Raw genomic sequence first — 17,867 nt, 5'->3', positions numbered from 1 at the left:
GCGTCTACCTTCGTTCTATTCCACCCACGCGCAAAGAAGCGGAGTCCTCATGGAACCCCTCAGCAGTCATCCGGACAGTGTGCTCTACGGTCGCCAGACCAAGCTCGGCATCCTCAACTTCGGGCCGGGGCGCCGCCGACTCGGCGATGTTCCCGCACTCGTTCGCAACTATGCGGCTGTCAAATCTGCGGCCGCACGAGCGAACCGCGAGCTCGGTGTGATCGACGAGTCGATCGCGCGGGCGATCATCGCGGCGACCGATGAGATCTCGACCGGTCTTCATGATCGCGAGTTCCCGACCGCCCTGGTGCTCGGAGGCGGTGGCACCACGACGAACATGAACGTCAACGAGGTCATCGCGGCGCGGGCGTCGCAAATCGCGGGCATGGCGGTGCACCCCAATGACCATGTCAACGCGTCGCAGTCAACCAATGACACCTACCCCACCGCCATGGCGCTCACGGTCCTTGAGCTCGCTGCCCACCCCCTGGCGGCTCTCGACGACCTCATCGACGCGTTCGACAGCAAAGCTGCGGAGTACGACGACACAGTTCGCCTCGGACGCACGTGCCTCCAGGATGCCGTGACACTCACCGTCGGGCAGACCCACCGCTCACATGCCACCGCGCTCCGCCGCACGGCTGCGGGCTTGCGCTCCGCCGTCGACGAGCTCACCTCCGTCCCCCTCGGAGCCACAGTTCTCGGAACGGGTATCGGGGCCCCGGACGGCTACCGGGAGCGCGCAGTTACCGGACTCGCCAGTCTGACGGGACTGCCTCTGACCTCGAGCGATGACCTGTTCGATGCACTCGCTCATCTCGACCCGTACGCGGCGATCGCGTCCGCAGGGGTGCGAGTGTCGCTGACGATGGCGAAGATCGCCGCCGACCTGCGACTGCTCTCCTCCGGGCCGGGAGGCGGGTTCGCGGAAGTGCGACTGCCCGCCGTCCAGGCAGGCTCCTCAATCATGGCGGGGAAGATCAACCCCGCCATCCCCGAGTATGTCATGCAGCTGAGCTATCGGATCCGTGGCGCCGGCCACACCATCGAGGCCGCCGCGGCCGCAGGCGAGCTCGAGTTGAACGTCATGGAGCCGATCATCATGGACGCGCTGATCGACATCCTCGACGACATCGCCTCCTCCGCGACCGTGTTCGCGGAGCGGTGCATCCGCGAGCTGACCTGGGACGGTGCCCGCCGAGCGTCGAACGCCGACGCCGGCTTCGACAAGTGGGTCACCCTCGCCGCAGAACAGGGTTACGACATCGCCGCCGATCAGGTCCGCTCGACATGGGCAGCAGACCGCGCGGAGGTGGCGCGATGAGCGCTACGACAAAGTACGAAGACATCCCTCTCAACAAGTTCCACGTCCGCGTCGCCATCGCAGGCTCGGGCGGGCAGTTCAGCGACGGTTTCGTGCTCGGCATCGTCGGCATCGTCCTCGCCTCGGCGAAAGACGACCTCCAGTTGACCCCACTGCTGATCGGCATGCTCGGCGCCGCCACCCTCGGTGGGCTTTTCCTCGGCGCGCTCATCACCGGCCCCGTCGCGGACCGGATGGGGCGAAGCAAGATCTTCCGCTTCGACATGCTCTTCATCGCGCTTTGCTCTCTGTCACAGTTCTTCGTGCAGGAGGCCTGGCAGCTGCTCGTGATCCGACTCATCATCGGACTGCTGCTCGGCGCAGATTACGTCGTCAGCAAGACCCTCGTCACAGAACACGCGCCGCGCCACTTCCGCGGACGCCTCCTGAGCCTGCTCGCCGTCGCATGGGCCGCCGGCTACGTCTTCGCCTACCTCGCGGGCTTCCTGCTCTCAAGCCTGGGAGACGAGCCGTGGCGCTACATGCTGATCGCCAGCGCGATCCCCGAGCTGCTCGTCTTCGCCGTCCGACTCGGCGTACCCGAGTCCCCGCTCTGGCTCGTCCGCCACGGCAAAGTCTCACAGGCTGCGGCAATCGTGAGGCGCGTCGCGGGACCGAACGTCGAACCGCCGCCCGTCACCGCCGCCGTCAGCACGGTGCGCACCCAGTCGCGCTACACGGAGCTCTTCAGCCCCATCTACCGACGCCGCACCATCGTAGGCATTGTGTTCTACGTCTGCCAGGTGATCCCGTACTTCGCGCTCGGAACGTTCTCCCCGCTCGTGATGTCGTCCCTCGGCGTGACGAACAGCCTCGCCGCAGGTGCGCTGTACAACGTGTTCCTGCTCACCGGCGCCATCCTGGGTCTCGTGGTCGTCGACCGCCTCAGCCGGCGCTCGTTCCTCATCAGCACGTTCTTCACCGGCGCGGTCTTCCTCGCAGCTCTGGTCCTGCTCGCACCGCTGAGCCCGATCATCGCTGTGATCCTGTTCGCGAGCTTCGCGCTCATACTCGCTGCGGCAGCAAACCTGGAATTCATCTACCCGCCCGAGCTCTTCCCCACCGAGGTGCGCGGGTCGGGTATGGGCCTTGTCACCGCAGGAAGCCGCCTCGGATCCGCGACCAGCACCTTCCTGCTGCCGATCGTCGTCGCCGGTGCCGGGATCAACACCGCCCTGTTCGCGTGCGTCGGCGTGCTCCTCATCGGCGGCATCGTCTGCTGGCTCTGGGCACCCGAGACGCGTCGCGAGTCGTTCGTGGCCATGGACGCGACGGCAGACGCCGGCATAGGACTTCCGGGCGACTCCACTGCGCTGGCGGAGGAGCCGAAGGGCTCATCCGAGCCGATCATGCGCAACCAAACGCGGTGACCCCCGGGTTCTCGCAGCGAACGGCCGCTGACTCACACGGCGAGCCCTCAACCGAGCCGCGGCGCCCCGCACTGACCTCTCGCCAACGCTGGCTGCCGAAACAGTGTCTGCTTAGTTAGGTGAAGCTCGCGACTGCGTTCTGGTCGCGAGCTTCACCGCTGCCCCCTGCAGTGTCCCGCTGCGGGGCCTCGCGACATCGCGCAGCACCTCGGCCACGCAGATCCCTTGTTGACGATGGAACCGACATGTCAAAGAAGCTCGGTGGCAGCCGTGCTGCAGACACCCTAGACACGGTCCTCGGGAATCGACTCTTCGGAGCATGCGCGGCGTGTGGTGAACCAGAACACAGAAAGCCCCGGACGAATCCGGGGCTGACCAGGTGTTTCTGTAGCAGGAGCGGGGCTTGAACCCGCGACCTCACGATTATGAGTCGTGCGCTCTAACCAGCTGAGCTACCCTGCCGCGAGGCATCCGTCCGCGTGAGAAGAATGCTGCGAGCCCCGAGTCAGGATTGAACTGACGACCCCTTCCTTACCATGGAAGTGCTCTGCCACTGAGCTATCGGGGCGTGCTGCCCCTCGCGGGGCAACCGTACGAGAATACCATCACTGTGGCGTCCTCATGAAATCCGGACCGTCAGTACGAGGTCCGACCGGCGTTGGCTTTGAGCCACGGCATCGGGTCGATGGTCGAACCGTTGACGATGAGCTCGAAGTGCAGGTGCGCGCCGTACGAACGACCCGTGTTCCCGGTCTTCCCGACGACCGTACCGACGGTGACCTTGTCGCCCGCCTTGACCTGCAGCGAACCGTACTGCATGTGCGAGTAGTGGCTCGTGATGACCTCGCCGTCGATGACGTGGTCGATGTAGACGGTCACACCGAAGGCGCCGCCCTGCTCGGTCGCGATGCGGACGGTGCCATCCGCGATGGCCTGGATCGGCGCGCCGTTCCCGGGGACGAAGTCGATGCCCTCGTGCAGGCGGCCGCTGCGCATGCCGTAGCCGTAGCTCATGCCGACGCCGACCAGGAACGGCCACTGGATAGCAGCATCGGGGTCGTTGGTGAAGATCTCGCCCGAATAGTTGATGCCCTGTTCGGCGGCGACCTGGACGAGCGAGACCGTGCTGAAGTCGTCGGCCCGGGCGAGCGAATCATTCTCGACACCTGCGGGAGCCACGAAAGCCTGGATCTCGGCGGCCGCGGCGTCGCCGGCCTCATCAGCGGCGGTGGACACCAGCGATGTGCGGGCAGTCGAGCCGCCCTGAACTGCGGCGACGGCCTCGGCCGGAAGCGTCATCGACACGGCGAGGAGACCCGCCAGGCTCATCACGCCGACGGTCGCTCCGAGCGTCACGACCTTGCGGATGTTCCGCGGGCGACGGCTCGCCACGTGGGCGGAAGCCTCGGAATCGGATGTGGTCGACTCCTGCGCGCGCGACGACCGCGCAGAGGCGGCGACGGTGCGCACTGCTCCCGTGCGGAAGGCGCGGGATGCGCGCTCGAAGGGATCGGCCTGATCGTCGAGGGGAAGTTCCTGCGTCGGATCCGTGTCCACGACGAACTCTTCGGACTCGCTGGACGGAGCGGCAACCTCGTCGCCCGATGCGGTGGGGACCTCGACGAACTCTTCCACCGTGTCGGCGACGACGGGGACGTCGGCGATGATCGGCTCAGGGGTCGCGGCGATGAACGGCTCGAGGGGAGTTTCGGCGACGGTGTCGCCGGCAGCCTGCTGCCGAGCAGCACGACGCGAGAGCGGCGCGACCGCGGCGAGCGCGACGGCTGCGGACTCAGCGGCGGAGATGTGCGCCGTCGTTCCTGCCGCGGAGGTCGGGGAAGCCTCGGTGCGGAGTCGGCTGGATCGGCGCGTGGGCGCAGAGGCAGCCTGGGTTTTCTCGAAGGGCAAAGCGTTTCTCTCGGTCGTGCGTCGTGCTCGGGGGCGCAAACTCAGACTTTCACCTTCGGGTGGCGAAAGTAACGATCGGGTAAAACACTACCCTGATCACCCTGGGAAAGCCATGAATCAGTCAGCTTTTCGACGTCAGGATGTCGCGCAGGCGGGCGTGCACGTCGCGCCCACCCGCGATCAGCATCGGCCGCGGCGACTCGACGTCGATCCGTGAGACCACCCCACCGGCCTCCTCGATCAGGAGAGCGCCGGCAGCGTGATCCCACGGGCGCAGCCCGCGTTCGAAGAAGCCGTCCAGACGGCCGGCGGCGACGTAGGCGAGGTCGAGCGCTGCAGCTCCCATGCGCCGGAGATCGCGCGCGATCGGCATCACGCGCCGCACCGTGGCGAGGTCGCCGTCATGGGTCGCGGGGTCGTAGCCGAAGCCGGTGCCGAGAAGGGCACCCGCTGGCGTCTCGTCGGTCACAGCCAGCCGGAGTCCTCCTGACCACGCGCCTTCCCCACGAGCCGCCGTGTAGATCTCGCCGAGAGCCGGTGCGTTGACCACGGCGGCGAGCGCTTCCCACGACTCCGGCGCGGGCTCGCCGCTGACCGCCGCGATGCTGACGTTGTATGCGGGAAGTCCATAGGCGTAGTTGACCGTGCCGTCGATCGGATCGACGACCCACGTGATGCCGCTCTCCCCGGTTCCGCACCCGATTCCTCACCGAGGAACCCGTCACCGGGTCGCGCCGCGCGGAGACGTCGGCGGATCAGGTCCTCGACCTCGCGGTCGGCCTCGGTCACGATGTCGGCGAGAGTCGACTTCGTCGCAGCGAGTCGCACGCCCTCCATCCGCCGGGCGCGAGCGAGCTCCCCTGCCTCACGAGCGATCTCGGTCGCGAGCTCGCTGAGCTCTCCTGCCGGAGTCACCGTGCGCGTCACCGGGACGGCGGCTGCGGGGCGGGCGGCGGCGGCGGGAACGCGGGCGGTTCGCTCTGCGTCGGCACCGGCGGGTGTTCCTCGGAGGCGGGGACGGGCGGGACAGGCGGGACAGGGTGTCCGCCTGCCGGCGCCGCCGTCGCGTCTGGCTGCGCGAACTGCGGAGCGGGCTGGGGCGGCGCGGGCTGTGGCACCACCGGGAAGCTCGAAGCCGGCAGCGACGGGAGGGCCTGCTGCGGCGCGGTCGGATACCCCGTGTAGTACGCGTTCCAGTCGGGCGAGGCGTCGGGCAGCGCGGGCAGCGGAGTGATGCCGTCGGCATAGGTGGGCCAGCTCGGCGCTCCCGCAGGAGACGCGACGGCCGGCGATTTCTTCTTCGGCGCGAACAGCGCGTTCAGCAGGGGGATGAGCGTGGTGCCGACGGCGACGAGGATCGTGAGCGCGACCACGATCCGCCAGTACAGCTCGCCGTAGTGGAACGTGTGCGGGAAGGCGAGGAAGAACACCAGCATGCCGACGAGACCGGCGAGGAACGTGATGGTGACGATGAAGATCACCCGCGTGAACGTGGTCACGTGGCGCTGCGCGGCCGCCGTGAACAGACGCACGTGCAGCAGCGCGAGCTGCAGGATCGCGATGACCAGCAGGAGTTGGAAGAATCGCTCGGCTCCGAAGTAGATGCCGTCTTCGGGGAGCCAGATCTTCACGGCGCCGACGAGCAGCGCGACGATCCAGCTCACCATGCTCGCGAGCTGGAGCCAGTCGGGCCTGTTCGGCGCGAGGCCGGCTTCGAGGATGGCGATCCCCGCGAAAGCCGCCAACAGCAGGATCGTGAGGAAGGCGCGGCCGATCAGGCCGTCCTGGTCTCCGATGAGCACCCAGACGACGCACACGAGTGCCGCGGCGATCAGGGCGCCGATGGCGATCCAGAGCGAGCCCCGGATCAGCAGCGACATGTTCTTCTTCTCACCCTGCGGCTGCTGCGTGGTGATGTCCGGCTGGGACATGGCGATCCTCTCGTCGAGCGGCGATGCCTTCATCCTGCCACGCGCGTCGCCCGATGCCGCGGCGGGCGCTCAGGATGGGGAAAGTCGACGCTCCGTGAGTGATCGCGCAGAAGAAGTCAGCCCGCCTTCTTGGCCGACGCCGCGGCGAAGGCCGCGACCCTCGCCTGGGCGTCCGGGGTCTCGAGCGCAGCGCCGATCGAACGGGCCTCCTCGCTCAACTGCTCCACGAAGGAACGCTCCGGCTGCGAACGCACGAGCCGCTTCGCCTGGCCGTAGGCGTCGGCTGCTCCCGCGAGCCAGAACCGCGCGATCTCCTCGCCACGAGCGCGCACGAGGGCGGCTTCGGCTGCGGCGTCCTCACCGGCGACAGCCTCTGCGACGAGACCCCACTCGACAGCCTCAGCGGCCGAGAGGAGTCGATCCTGCAGCACGAGCTGCAGCGCACGACGCTGGCCGACGGCGCGGGCGAGCTGGGCCGAGACGGAGAGGTCGGGCGTCAGGCCGATGTTGGCGTACAGGCTGCCGAGCTTGGAGCGCGACCCGACCACGGCGTAGTCGCTGGAGAGCAGGATGCCGAGTCCACCGCCGGCCGTCGTGCCGTGCGCGGCCGCGACGACCGGAACCGTCGACTCGGTGAGCGAACGGATACCGGCATTGATCACCTCGGCAAGAGCAGTGATCTCGCTGCCGGATGCTCCCATCGTGGTCGCCATGTCGATCACGTCGCCGCCGGCGCAGAATGCCGGGCCCGAGGCATCGATGAGGATCGCCTTGACGTCGGGGCGCGAGGTCGCCTCGGCCGTCGCCTCTTTCCACGCGTGCGCGAGGTCGGCGTTGAACGCGTTGAGGCGGGCGGGGCGGTTCAGCGTGAGCCGGGCCATTCCCTCTTCGACGGCGAACAGGATGGCATCACTCATGGCATCTCCTTCGAGCACAGGACGTGTGGCTCCAGCGTAACCGCGATCAGACGCGCTCCCAGACCTGCGCGACGAAGCTCTCCATCCGACGACGCGTGCCGTCCAGACGGAAGTCGACCTGCCCTGGCGTCCTGACCTCGTTCGGTGCGAGCGGGTGCGCCAGCCGCACGTTCTCGTGACACGAGAGATCGGCGCACATGTACGTGCCGAACGAGTCGCCTCGACGCCCCGCCTCCCCCGCGCGTCGTGCCGAGAAGAGCGCAACCTGGTTTCCTGGCTGCATCGTGTGGCAGATGTTGCACATGCCCGTGCGGATGCGACTCGTCTCCGTGGCCCTGAGCACGATGCCGACCACATCGTCCTCGTGGGGGATCAGCACGTAGCCGCGGCGGCTGGCGGAGGGATCCTGCCAGGCGAAGAAGTCGAGGTAGTCCCAGTCGACGAGCAGGAAGTCATGCGGCATCTCCATGACCCGCAGCTCGTCGGCATCCGCGTTGACGAAAGATGCCCTGACGTCGGCTTCGGTGAGCGGTCGCATCGGTCCAGTCTATGAAGTCGTGCCGACCGCAGGTGCATCTGCCGTCGCATCGCGGTCTCGGATCAGGAGCCCGAACCCGAACGCGATGAAGAACATCAGCACGCCGTACACCGCAGCGGGCAGGCTCAACTCCACCGAACCCAGGACGGACTGCGCGATCACGATCGCCAGAGTGGCGTTGTGGATCCCGATCTCGAAGGACGTCGCGATGGCCTGTCGCTTCCCCACCCGCAGCATCCGCGGAACGAGGAAGCCGATCGCGAGGCTGATCAGGCAGAAGAGTACGGTGATGAGGGCGAGCTGCGTGAAGTTCGCGACCAGGAGCATCCAGTTCGAGGCGACGGCACCCGCGATCACGACCACCAGGATGATCACCGAGGCGATACGCACCGGCTTGTCCATGCCTGCGGCGAATCGCGGCCAGAAACGTCGCACGAGCATGCCGAGCGCGACCGGCAGCAGCACGATCGCGAACACCTCGAGCGCCTTCGACCACTGCAGGCCCAGACGGTCATCGAACGGCTGGAAGTACGCGATCGCGAGGTTGGTGATGATCGGAAGCGTGATCACCGCGATCACCGAGTTCACGGCGGTCAACGAGATGTTCAGCGCGATATCGCCACGGAACAGATGGCTGTACAGATTCGCGGTCGTCCCGCCCGGCGATGCGGCGAGCATCATCATGCCGACCGCGAGCACGGGCGGCAGCTGGAACGCGAGCACGAGCCCGAAGCAGATCGCCGGCAGCAGCACGAGCTGGCAGAGCAGCGCGACGATCACCGCCTTCGGCTGCTTCAGCACCCTCGCGAAGTCGGCGAGAGTGAGGCTGAGTCCCAGCCCGAGCATGATGATGCCCAGGGCGACGGGGAGTCCGATGGTGGTCAACGCTGATCCCATGGGACTCAGTGTGACGGACGAAGGGCCTCGGTGTCACGCGTTGCGGACGTGGAAGCCGTGCGGTGATGGTGGCGAGTGAGGGATTCGAACCCCCGAATGCAGAGCAGTCTGATTTACAGTCAGATCCCTTTGGCCGCTTGGGTAACTCGCCAGAGCGCACCCGTCCGACTTGAACAGCCAACCGGGGGCACGAGTATTGATCATACCCGCCAGACGCGGTCGGATGAAATCGAACGTTCAGCTGCCGTGGATCCCTCGCCCGGAGTCGGCGAGCGACTCCGGCGTGCGCAGCAGACCGCCCTCGGCGCGACAGGTCGCGGCGGCGACGTCCATGGCGCGCAGGAGCAGGTCGCGCCAGTCGTCGAGCAGGCGTGGGGATCCTGAGACGAGTCCCGAGGCGACCGCCGCGAGCGTCGCATCGCCCGCGCCCACCGTGTCGATCACTCGCCCCGGCAGGTCCGAGATCGGGGCGGACACGCTACCGGAATCCGTCTCGAGCACCGCGCCCTCCGCTCCCGCTGTCGCCAGCACCGCGCCGACGTCGAGTCCGCGCAATCGCGAGCGCAATGCGTCGAGGTCCCCGTCGTAGAGGATCGCCGCATCATCGGCACCGACCTTCACGATCTGCGCACCCGCGGCGAGGCGCTCGAACCCCCGCACGAACTCCGCACGGTCGTGGAGCATCCCGGTGCGCGGGTTCGGGTCGATCGCCACCCGTGCACCTGACAGCGCGGCGGCCAGCGCGTCGACCTCGGCGGGAACATCGAAGGGGAAGCAGCTGATCACGGTCAGTCCTGCGTCGGCGATCGCCTCGCATGCGGCATCGGAGTACCGGATGCTCCGGCCCTGCGCGGCATCGTTGAACACGTACTCGGGCTCACCGTTCGCGGCTCGCCGCACCACCGCCCGCGACGACCCGCGCGGTGCCTCACTCGCGATCAGTCCGACCCCGAAGTCGGCGAGGTATTCGCGGATGTGATCTCCGGCCTCGTCGTCGCCCACCATCGCGATGAGGGTCACCGGCACTCCGAGCCGGCGGAGCCCGACAGCCACGTTGAGCGCCGCTCCCCCGACCAACTCGCGCACGCCGGATTCGTCGTGGATCTCGTCGATCAGGGCATCGCCGATCACGACGACGGAATCAGCGGGGGAAGTCTCGTTGCTCACCCGCCGACACTATCGTGCGACGATGCGGCGCACCGCTCCGGCCGCCACTTCGACCGCACGGCTTCGCGACGAGCGCACGGCTTCGCCTCGAACGCACGGCTTCACGACGCACCTCGCCCGTGCACTCGGCAGCTTCCGGTGAACTCGGCAGCACCCCGCACGCCTACGCAGCGGACACGGAGAAGGCCCCAGGCGAATCGCCTGGGGCCTTCTGCGTCACTCAGTACACGATCAGTTGTAGGTACCGGGCGTGATGTCGTCCGTCGAGAACGCGTCAAAGTCGACGTAACCGAAGTCGCCGTCCGCGTACGCACCATCGGATGCGAAGATCCGGTTCGGGTAGCGCTCGCTCTTGGCTTCCTCGGTGGCCTCGACCGTGACGTCGCGGTACTTCGAGAGTCCCGTTCCGGCGGGGATGAGCTTACCGATGATGACGTTCTCCTTGAGACCGACCAGCGGGTCGCGCTTGCCCTGCATCGCAGCCTCGGTGAGCACGCGGGTCGTCTCCTGGAAGGAGGCGGCCGACAGCCACGACTCGGTCGCGAGCGACGCCTTCGTGATACCCATCAGCTCAGGGCGACCGGACGCGGGGCGCTTGCCCTCTGCCACGGCCTCGCGGTTGATCGACTGGTAGCGCTTGAGGTCGACCATCTCACCCGGGAGCAGGGTCGTGTCGGCGTGATCGACGACGGTGACCTTGCGGAGCATCTGACGGACGATGACCTCGATGTGCTTGTCGTGGATCGGCACACCCTGCGAGCGGTACACGCCCTGGACGCCGCCGACGAGGTAACGCTGCACCTCGCGAGCACCCATGACGCGCATGATCTCCTTGGGGTCGAGCGTGCCCACCAGGATCGGCTGACCGACCGTGACGTGCTGCCCGTCCTCGACGAGAAGCGTCGCACGCTTCAGCACCGGGTAGACGACCGGCTCTTCACCGCTGTCGGGCGTGAGGATGACCTTCTTGCCCTTGTCGGTCTCGTCGATCGCGATACGACCATCGGCCTCGGCGATCGGCGACGCGCCCTTGGGGGTACGCGCTTCGAAGAGCTCCTGCACGCGGGGAAGACCCTGCGTGATGTCATCCGCCGACGCCGAACCACCGGTGTGGAAGGTACGCATCGTCAGCTGGGTACCGGGCTCACCGATCGACTGGGCCGCGATGATGCCGACGGCCTCGCCGATGTCGACGGTCTTGCCCGTCGCGAGCGAACGGCCGTAGCACTGTGCGCAGACACCGACGGCGGAGTCGCACGTCAGGACCGAGCGCACCTTGATGCTCTCGACACCCAGCGCGACGAGCTTGTCGATCAGCACGTCACCCACGTCGTCACCGGCGGAGGCGAGGACCTCGCCCTTGCTGTCGACCACGTCGGAGGCCAGCGTACGAGCGAACACCGAGTTCTCGACGTTCGCGTCGCGCACGAGCTCACCCTGCGAGTTCGGAGCAGCGATCGGGAGCTCGAGGCCCTTCGACGTGCCGCAGTCCTCTTCGCGGATGATGACGTCCTGCGAGACATCCACCAGACGACGGGTCAGGTAACCCGAGTCGGCGGTACGCAGAGCGGTGTCGGCCAGACCCTTACGGGTACCGTGCGTCGCGATGAAGTACTCCGCCACCGACAGACCCTCGCGGTACGAGGAGATGATCGGACGCGGGATGATCTCACCCTTGGGGTTGTTCACCAGACCACGCATACCGGCGATGTTCCGGATCTGCAGCCAGTTACCACGAGCACCCGACGACACCATGCGGTTGATGGTGTTGTCCTCGGGGAAGTTGGCCTTCATCGCGGCCTGGACCTCGTCGGTCGCCTCGGTCCAGATCTTGATGAGCTCCTGGCGACGCTCGGAGTCGGTCGTCAGACCCTTCTCGTACTGCGACTGGACCTTCGCGGCCTGCTTCTCGTAGCCGGCGACGATCTCCGCCTTGTTCGGCGGGGTCAGGATGTCGCTCAGGGCGACGGTCACACCGGAGCGCGTTGCCCAGTAGAAACCGGCGTCCTTGATGCGGTCCAGCGATGCAGCAGTCTCGACCTTGGGGTACTCCTCGGCCAGCTTGTTGACGATCTGCGACAGCTTGTTCTTGTCGGCCTGCTCGCGGACGAACGGGTAGCCCTTGGGCAGCGTGTCGTTGAAGATCGCCTGACCCAGCGAGGCGTCGACGAGACCGTGGCGCTCGTAGCCCTCGGGAGCTTCGCCCTCGAGGAACGTCAGACCCGGGATGCGGATGCGGATCTTCGCCTGCAGGTCGAGGGTTCCCTCGTCCTTGGCCAGGATCGCCTCGCCCACCGAACCGAACGCACGGCCCTCACCGGCTGCGCCCTCCTTGACCGTGGTCAGGTGGTGCAGACCGATGATCATGTCCTGCGAAGGCAGGGTGACCGGGCGTCCGTCGGACGGCTTCAGGATGTTGTTCGAGGCGAGCATCAGCACGCGGGCCTCGGCCTGGGCCTCGACCGACAGCGGCAGGTGGACAGCCATCTGGTCACCGTCGAAGTCGGCGTTGAACGCCGCGCAGACGAGCGGGTGCAGCTGGATGGCCTTGCCCTCGACGAGCTGCGGCTCGAACGCCTGGATGCCGAGGCGGTGCAGCGTGGGTGCACGGTTCAGCAGAACCGGACGCTCACGGATGATCTCCTCGAGCACGTCCCAGACCTCGGGACGGGTGCGCTCGACGGCACGCTTGGCCGCCTTGATGTTCTGCGAGTGACCGAGGTCGATCAGGCGCTTGATGACGAACGGCTTGAAGAGCTCCAGCGCCATCTGCTTGGGCAGACCGCACTGGTGCAGCTTCAGCTGCGGGCCGACGATGATGACCGAACGGCCGGAGTAGTCGACGCGCTTGCCGAGCAGGTTCTGACGGAAACGACCCTGCTTGCCCTTCAGCATGTCGCTGAGGGACTTCAGAGCACGGTTGCCGGTGCCGGTGACGGGACGACCGCGACGACCGTTGTCGAACAGTGCGTCGACGGCCTCCTGCAGCATGCGCTTCTCGTTGTTGACGATGATCTCGGGGGCGCCGAGGTCGATCAGACGACGAAGACGGTTGTTGCGGTTGATCACGCGGCGGTACAGGTCGTTCAGGTCGGAGGTCGCGAAGCGGCCACCGTCGAGCTGGACCATCGGGCGCAGCTCCGGCGGGATCACCGGAACCACATCGAGGACCATCGCGGCCGGGCTCATGCCGGTCTCGAGGAACGAGCTGACGACCTTGAGGCGCTTGATCGCACGGATCTTGCGCTGGCCCTTGCCCTCGGAGATCTGCAGACGCAGGTTCTCGGCCTCGGCGTCAAGGTCGAAGGCGGCGAGGCGACGCTGGATCGACTCGGCGCCCATGTAGGCCTCGAAGTACTGACCGAAGCGGTCCTGCAGCTCGTGGAAGACGTCGTCCTCGGGGCGGAGCGCACCGACCTCGAGCGTGCGGAAGTCCTCCCACACGCGCTCGAGCTTGGCGATCTGCTCGTCGGCGCCCTTGCGGATGAGGGACATCTCCTTCTCGGCGGCGTCCTTCACCTTCTTCTTGGCGTCGGCCTTGGCACCCTCTGCCTCGAGAGCAGCGAGCTCCTCCTCCAGCTTGGCGAGGCGCTCCGCGATCTTGGAGTCGCGGCGGTCGCCGAGCGTCTTCAGCTCGAGGCGGATGTTGTTCTCCTGCGTGCCCAGGTCGCGGTGACGAGCATCCTCGTCGACCGAGATGACCATGTAGGCGGCGAAGTAGATGACCTTCTCGAGGTCCTTCGGCGCCATGTCGAGCAGGTAGCCGAGGCGCGAGGGAACACCCTTGAAGTACCAGATGTGGGTGACGGGAGCGGCGAGCTCGATGTGACCCATGCGCTCACGACGGACGGAGCTCTTGGTGACCTCCACGCCGCAGCGCTCGCAGACGATGCCCTTGAAGCGGACACGCTTGTACTTGCCGCAGGCGCACTCCCAGTCGCGGGACGGGCCGAAGATCTGCTCTCCGAAGAGACCGTCCTTCTCCGGCTTCAGTGTGCGGTAGTTGATGGTTTCGGGCTTCTTGACCTCGCCGTACGACCAAGCGCGGATGTGGTCTGCGGTCGCCAGGCCGATGCGAAGCTCATCGAAAGTTGTGGACTCGAGCACTAGTTCTCCTGTGTCGGAAATTCTTTTTGAGAAGTCTGCTTCGGTGTGCCCGGGAGGTGGATCCCGGGCACACCTGCGGATTAGATCTCGTCGATCGAGGCGGCCTCGAAGCGGCTGGAGATGTTGATACCGAGTTCCTCTGCGGCGCGGAACGCCTCATCGTCGGTGTCTCGGAGGTTCACCAGCGTGCCGTCGGCCGAGAGGACCTCGACGTTCAGGCAGAGCGACTGCATCTCCTTCATGAGCACCTTGAAGGACTCGGGGATGCCGGGCTCCTGGATGTTCTCGCCCTTGACGATGGCCTCGTACACCTTGACGCGGCCGAGGATGTCGTCGGACTTGATCGTGAGGAGCTCCTGGAGCGCGTATGCGGCGCCGTAGGCCTCGAGGGCCCACACCTCCATCTCACCGAAGCGCTGTCCACCGAACTGCGCCTTACCACCGAGCGGCTGCTGGGTGATCATCGAGTACGGACCCGTGGAGCGCGCGTGGATCTTGTCGTCGACCAGGTGGTGCAGCTTCAGGATGTACATGTAGCCCACGGAGATCGGAGCCGGGAACGGCTCACCCGAGCGACCGTCGAACAGCTGCGTCTTGCCGCTCGAGTCGATCAGGCGCACGCCGTCGCGGGTCGGGGTGGTGGCGTCGAGGAGACCGGCGATCTCCTCCTCGCTCGCACCGTCGAACACCGGGGTGGCGACCTTCGTACCGGGGGCGGCCTCGAACGCGTCCTTCGGGAGCTTCACAGCCCACTCCGGGGTGCCTTCGACCTTCCAGCCCTGCTTGGCGATCCACCCGAGGTGGGTCTCGAGGACCTGGCCGAAGTTCATTCGACCGGGGATGCCGAGCGGGTTCAGCACGATGTCGACCGGCGTGCCGTCCGACAGGAAGGGCATGTCCTCGATCGGGAGGATCTTGGCGATGACACCCTTGTTGCCGTGACGACCGGCGAGCTTGTCACCCTCGGTGATCTTGCGCTTCTGGGCGATGTAGACCACGACGCGGCGGTTCACGCCGGAGCCGAGCTCGTCGTCGCCGTCCTCGGCGTTGAACTCCTTGACGGCGATGATCGTGCCCTGCTCGCCGTGGGGCACCTTCAGCGAGGTGTCACGGACTTCGCGGCTCTTCTCGTTGAAGATCGCGCGGAGCAGACGCTCCTCGGCCGACAGCTCGGTCTCACCCTTCGGCGTGACCTTGCCGACGAGGATGTCGCCGGGGCGGACCTCGGCGCCGATGCGGATGATGCCGCGCTCGTCGAGGTCCTTCAGCAGCTCGGGGCTGACGTTGGGGAGGTCACGGGTGATCTCCTCCTTGCCGAGCTTCGTGTCGCGGGCGTCGACCTCGTACTCCTCGATGTGGATCGACGAGAGGGTGTCGTCCTTCACCAGGTCCTGGCTCAGGATGATGGCGTCCTCGAAGTTGTAGCCCTCCCACGTCATGAACGCGACGAGGAGGTTCTTTCCGAGGGCCAGCTCGCCGTTCTCGGTGGCGGGGCCATCGGCGATGACCTCTCCGACCTCGACGCGCTCACCGGCGTTGACGACGACCTTCTGGTTGTACGAGGTGCCCTGGTTCGAGCGGTCGAACTTGCGCAGGTGGTACTCCTGCGTTCCGCCCTCGTCGAGCATGACGACGACGCGGTCGGCGGAGACCTCGGAGACGACACCGGGCTTCTCGGCGGTGATCACGTCACCCGCGTCGATGGCGGTGTAGCCCTCCATACCGGTTCCGACGAGCGGCGAGTCGCTGCGCAGCAGCGGCACAGCCTGACGCTGCATGTTGGCGCCCATGAGGGCGCGCTGTGCGTCGTCGTGCTCGAGGAAGGGCACGAGCGAGGTCGCGACCGACACCATCTGGCGCGGCGAGACGTCGATGTAGCCGATCTCCTCGGGGACGAACAGGTCGACCTCGCCGCTGCCGCCCTTGGGGCGGGCCAGGACGTGGCTCTCGCGGAAGCGACCCTTGGCATCGAGCGGGGCGTTCGCCTGCGCGATGTTGAAGTCGACCTCTTCGGAAGCGGTCAGGTAGTCGATCTGCTCGGTCACGACACCGTCGACGACCTTGCGGTACGGGGTCTCGATGAATCCGAACGAGTTGATGCGTGCGAAGGTCGCGAGCGCACCGATCAGACCGATGTTCGGGCCTTCCGGCGTCTCGATCGGGCACATGCGGCCGTAGTGCGAGGGGTGCACGTCACGGACCTCGACGCCGGCGCGGTCACGCGAGAGACCACCGGGGCCGAGCGCGGAGAGACGACGCTTGTTCGTCAGACCCGCGAGCGGGTTGTTCTGGTCCATGAACTGCGACAGCTGCGACGTTCCGAAGAACTCCTTGATCGCGGCGACGACGGGGCGCACGTTGATCAGGGTCTGCGGCGTGATGGCCTCGATGTCCTGCGTGGTCATGCGCTCGCGGACGACACGCTCCATGCGGGACAGACCCGTGCGGACCTGGTTCTGGATCAGCTCGCCGACCGCGCGGATGCGACGGTTGCCGAAGTTGTCGATGTCGTCGGTCGCGAGACGGATCTCGGCCTTCTTGCCGCCGCGGATGCCCGTGAAGGTCTCCTCGGTGCCGGCGTGCAGACGCACGAGGTACTTGATCGTGGCCACGATGTCTTCGACGGTCAGCACCGACGAGGTCAGGGGCTGGTCGAGACCCAGCTTGTGGTTGATCTTGTAGCGGCCGACCTTCGCGAGGTCGTAGCGCTTCGGGTTGAAGTAGAAGTTGTCCAGCAGGGCGCGGGCAGCCTCGGCGGCGACCTGCTCGCCCGGGCGGAGCTTGCGGTAGATGTCGCGGAGCGCATCTTCCTTCGTGACGATCGTGTCCTTCGCGAGCGTCTCCTCGATCGAGGTGTAGCCGGCGAACTCGGCGAGGATCTCCTCGCTGGTCATGCCCAGCGCCTTGAGGAAGACGGTGACCGACTGCTTGCGCTTGCGGTCGACGCGCACGCCCACCTGGTCGCGCTTGTCGATCTCGAACTCGAGCCACGCACCGCGGCTCGGGATGACGCGCGCCGACACGATGTCCTTGTCGGAGGTCTTGTCGGGGGTCTTGTCGAAGTAGACACCCGGCGAGCGCACGAGCTGCGACACGACGACGCGCTCGGAGCCGTTGATGATGAACGTGCCCTTGTCGGTCTGCAGCGGGAAGTCGCCCATGAAGACCGTCTGGGTCTTGATCTCACCCGTGAGGTGGTTCATGAACTCGGCCTCGACGTACAGCGGAGCGGCGTAGGTCTTGCCACGCTCCTTGCACTCCTCGATCGAGTACTTCTCGGGCTCGAGGTAGGGGTTCGTGAACGAGAGCTGCATCGTCTCGCCGAGATCCTCGATCGGAGAGATCTCCTCGAAGATCTCGCCCAGACCGCTGTTCTCGTTGACGTCGGTGCGACCGGCCGCCTTGGCCTCGGCGACGCGCGCCTTCCAGGCGTCGTTGCCGACCAGCCAACCGAAGGACTCGGTCTGCAGAGCGAGAAGGTCGGGGACCGTCAGCGTGTCGGAGATCTTGGCGAACGAAAGACGGGAAGCTCCGCGTCCGTTCTTGGTGGTGGTGGATGTGGATGCGTTGCGAGCAGCAGCCAAGGGAATAACCTCCGTGAGCCCCGCAGGGCTTCTCGATTCCTTTGTCGTCAGGTGGAGTGTGCGCTCGAGAACTCAACGAAATGCC

At 66.6% G+C, this 17,867-nt stretch carries 10 protein-coding genes, 3 tRNA genes and 1 pseudogene; 2 read left to right on the top strand and 12 right to left on the bottom strand.

Annotated features, from left to right (window positions below):
- Positions 1–49: 49 nt before the first annotated feature.
- On the top strand, positions 50–1,324 hold the full coding sequence (locus tag K1X59_RS05085) for a lyase family protein (protein WP_183152037.1): 1,275 nt from the start codon (positions 50–52) through the stop codon (positions 1,322–1,324).
- Positions 1,321–2,733 (top strand): MFS transporter, encoded by a 1,413-nt coding sequence (locus K1X59_RS05080; RefSeq protein WP_183152036.1) that lies wholly within the window; start codon positions 1,321–1,323, stop codon positions 2,731–2,733. The genes K1X59_RS05085 and K1X59_RS05080 overlap by 4 nt, the downstream gene beginning before the upstream one ends.
- 388 nt (positions 2,734–3,121) lie before the next feature.
- Here K1X59_RS05080 and K1X59_RS05075 read toward each other — a convergent pair.
- The 12 genes and pseudogenes from K1X59_RS05075 to K1X59_RS05020 form a co-directional block, all read right to left on the bottom strand.
- A tRNA-Met gene (locus K1X59_RS05075) sits at positions 3,122–3,195 on the bottom strand.
- Between the two features lie 34 nt (positions 3,196–3,229).
- Positions 3,230–3,301 (bottom strand) — tRNA-Thr (locus tag K1X59_RS05070).
- A 68-nt stretch (positions 3,302–3,369) separates the two neighbouring features.
- Positions 3,370–4,641, bottom strand: coding sequence for a M23 family metallopeptidase (locus K1X59_RS05065; protein WP_183152035.1), 1,272 nt, complete (start codon positions 4,639–4,641; stop codon positions 3,370–3,372).
- A 121-nt stretch (positions 4,642–4,762) separates the two neighbouring features.
- A pseudogene (locus tag K1X59_RS05060) lies at positions 4,763–5,556 on the bottom strand (inositol monophosphatase family protein).
- 8 nt (positions 5,557–5,564) lie between these two features.
- Positions 5,565–6,572 (bottom strand): hypothetical protein, encoded by a 1,008-nt coding sequence (locus K1X59_RS05055; protein WP_220173993.1) that lies wholly within the window; start codon positions 6,570–6,572, stop codon positions 5,565–5,567.
- A 116-nt stretch (positions 6,573–6,688) separates the two neighbouring features.
- Positions 6,689–7,489: an enoyl-CoA hydratase/isomerase family protein gene (locus tag K1X59_RS05050; protein ID WP_220173992.1), complete on the bottom strand. Its 801-nt coding sequence runs from the start codon at positions 7,487–7,489 to the stop codon at positions 6,689–6,691.
- 46 nt (positions 7,490–7,535) lie between these two features.
- Complete coding sequence (locus tag K1X59_RS05045; protein ID WP_183152033.1) at positions 7,536–8,027, bottom strand: FBP domain-containing protein; 492 nt, start codon at positions 8,025–8,027, stop codon at positions 7,536–7,538.
- Positions 8,028–8,036: 9 nt separating this feature from the next.
- Positions 8,037–8,924: a bile acid:sodium symporter family protein gene (locus K1X59_RS05040; RefSeq protein ID WP_183152032.1), complete on the bottom strand. Its 888-nt coding sequence runs from the start codon at positions 8,922–8,924 to the stop codon at positions 8,037–8,039.
- 66 nt (positions 8,925–8,990) lie between these two features.
- Positions 8,991–9,075, bottom strand: a tRNA-Tyr gene (locus tag K1X59_RS05035).
- Positions 9,076–9,161: 86 nt separating this feature from the next.
- Entirely contained in the window at positions 9,162–10,091 is a 930-nt protein-coding gene (locus K1X59_RS05030) for a PfkB family carbohydrate kinase (protein ID WP_183152031.1), read from the bottom strand.
- A gap of 231 nt (positions 10,092–10,322) precedes the next feature.
- Entirely contained in the window at positions 10,323–14,198 is a 3,876-nt protein-coding gene (gene rpoC, locus K1X59_RS05025) for a DNA-directed RNA polymerase subunit beta' (RefSeq protein WP_183152030.1), read from the bottom strand.
- A gap of 80 nt (positions 14,199–14,278) precedes the next feature.
- Positions 14,279–17,782: a DNA-directed RNA polymerase subunit beta gene (locus K1X59_RS05020; protein ID WP_183152029.1), complete on the bottom strand. Its 3,504-nt coding sequence runs from the start codon at positions 17,780–17,782 to the stop codon at positions 14,279–14,281.
- Positions 17,783–17,867 lie beyond the last annotated feature (85 nt).

The sequence above is a fragment of the Microbacterium sp. Se5.02b genome (genome assembly GCF_019464375.1).
In the GTDB taxonomy this organism is placed as follows: domain Bacteria; phylum Actinomycetota; class Actinomycetes; order Actinomycetales; family Microbacteriaceae; genus Microbacterium.
This window is presented reverse-complemented; position numbering and strand designations above follow the sequence as displayed.

Excerpts from the sequence above, each read along its gene's own strand:
- K1X59_RS05085 (WP_183152037.1), top strand. The coding sequence starts at position 50 with ATGGAACCCCTCAGCAGTCATCCGGACAGTGTGCTCTACGGTCGCCAG.
- K1X59_RS05080 (WP_183152036.1), top strand. The coding sequence starts at position 1,321 with ATGAGCGCTACGACAAAGTACGAAGACATCCCTCTCAACAAGTTCCAC.
- K1X59_RS05055 (WP_220173993.1), bottom strand. The coding sequence starts at position 6,572 with ATGTCCCAGCCGGACATCACCACGCAGCAGCCGCAGGGTGAGAAGAAG.
- K1X59_RS05050 (WP_220173992.1), bottom strand. The coding sequence starts at position 7,489 with ATGAGTGATGCCATCCTGTTCGCCGTCGAAGAGGGAATGGCCCGGCTC.
- K1X59_RS05045 (WP_183152033.1), bottom strand. The coding sequence starts at position 8,027 with ATGCGACCGCTCACCGAAGCCGACGTCAGGGCATCTTTCGTCAACGCG.
- K1X59_RS05040 (WP_183152032.1), bottom strand. The coding sequence starts at position 8,924 with ATGGGATCAGCGTTGACCACCATCGGACTCCCCGTCGCCCTGGGCATC.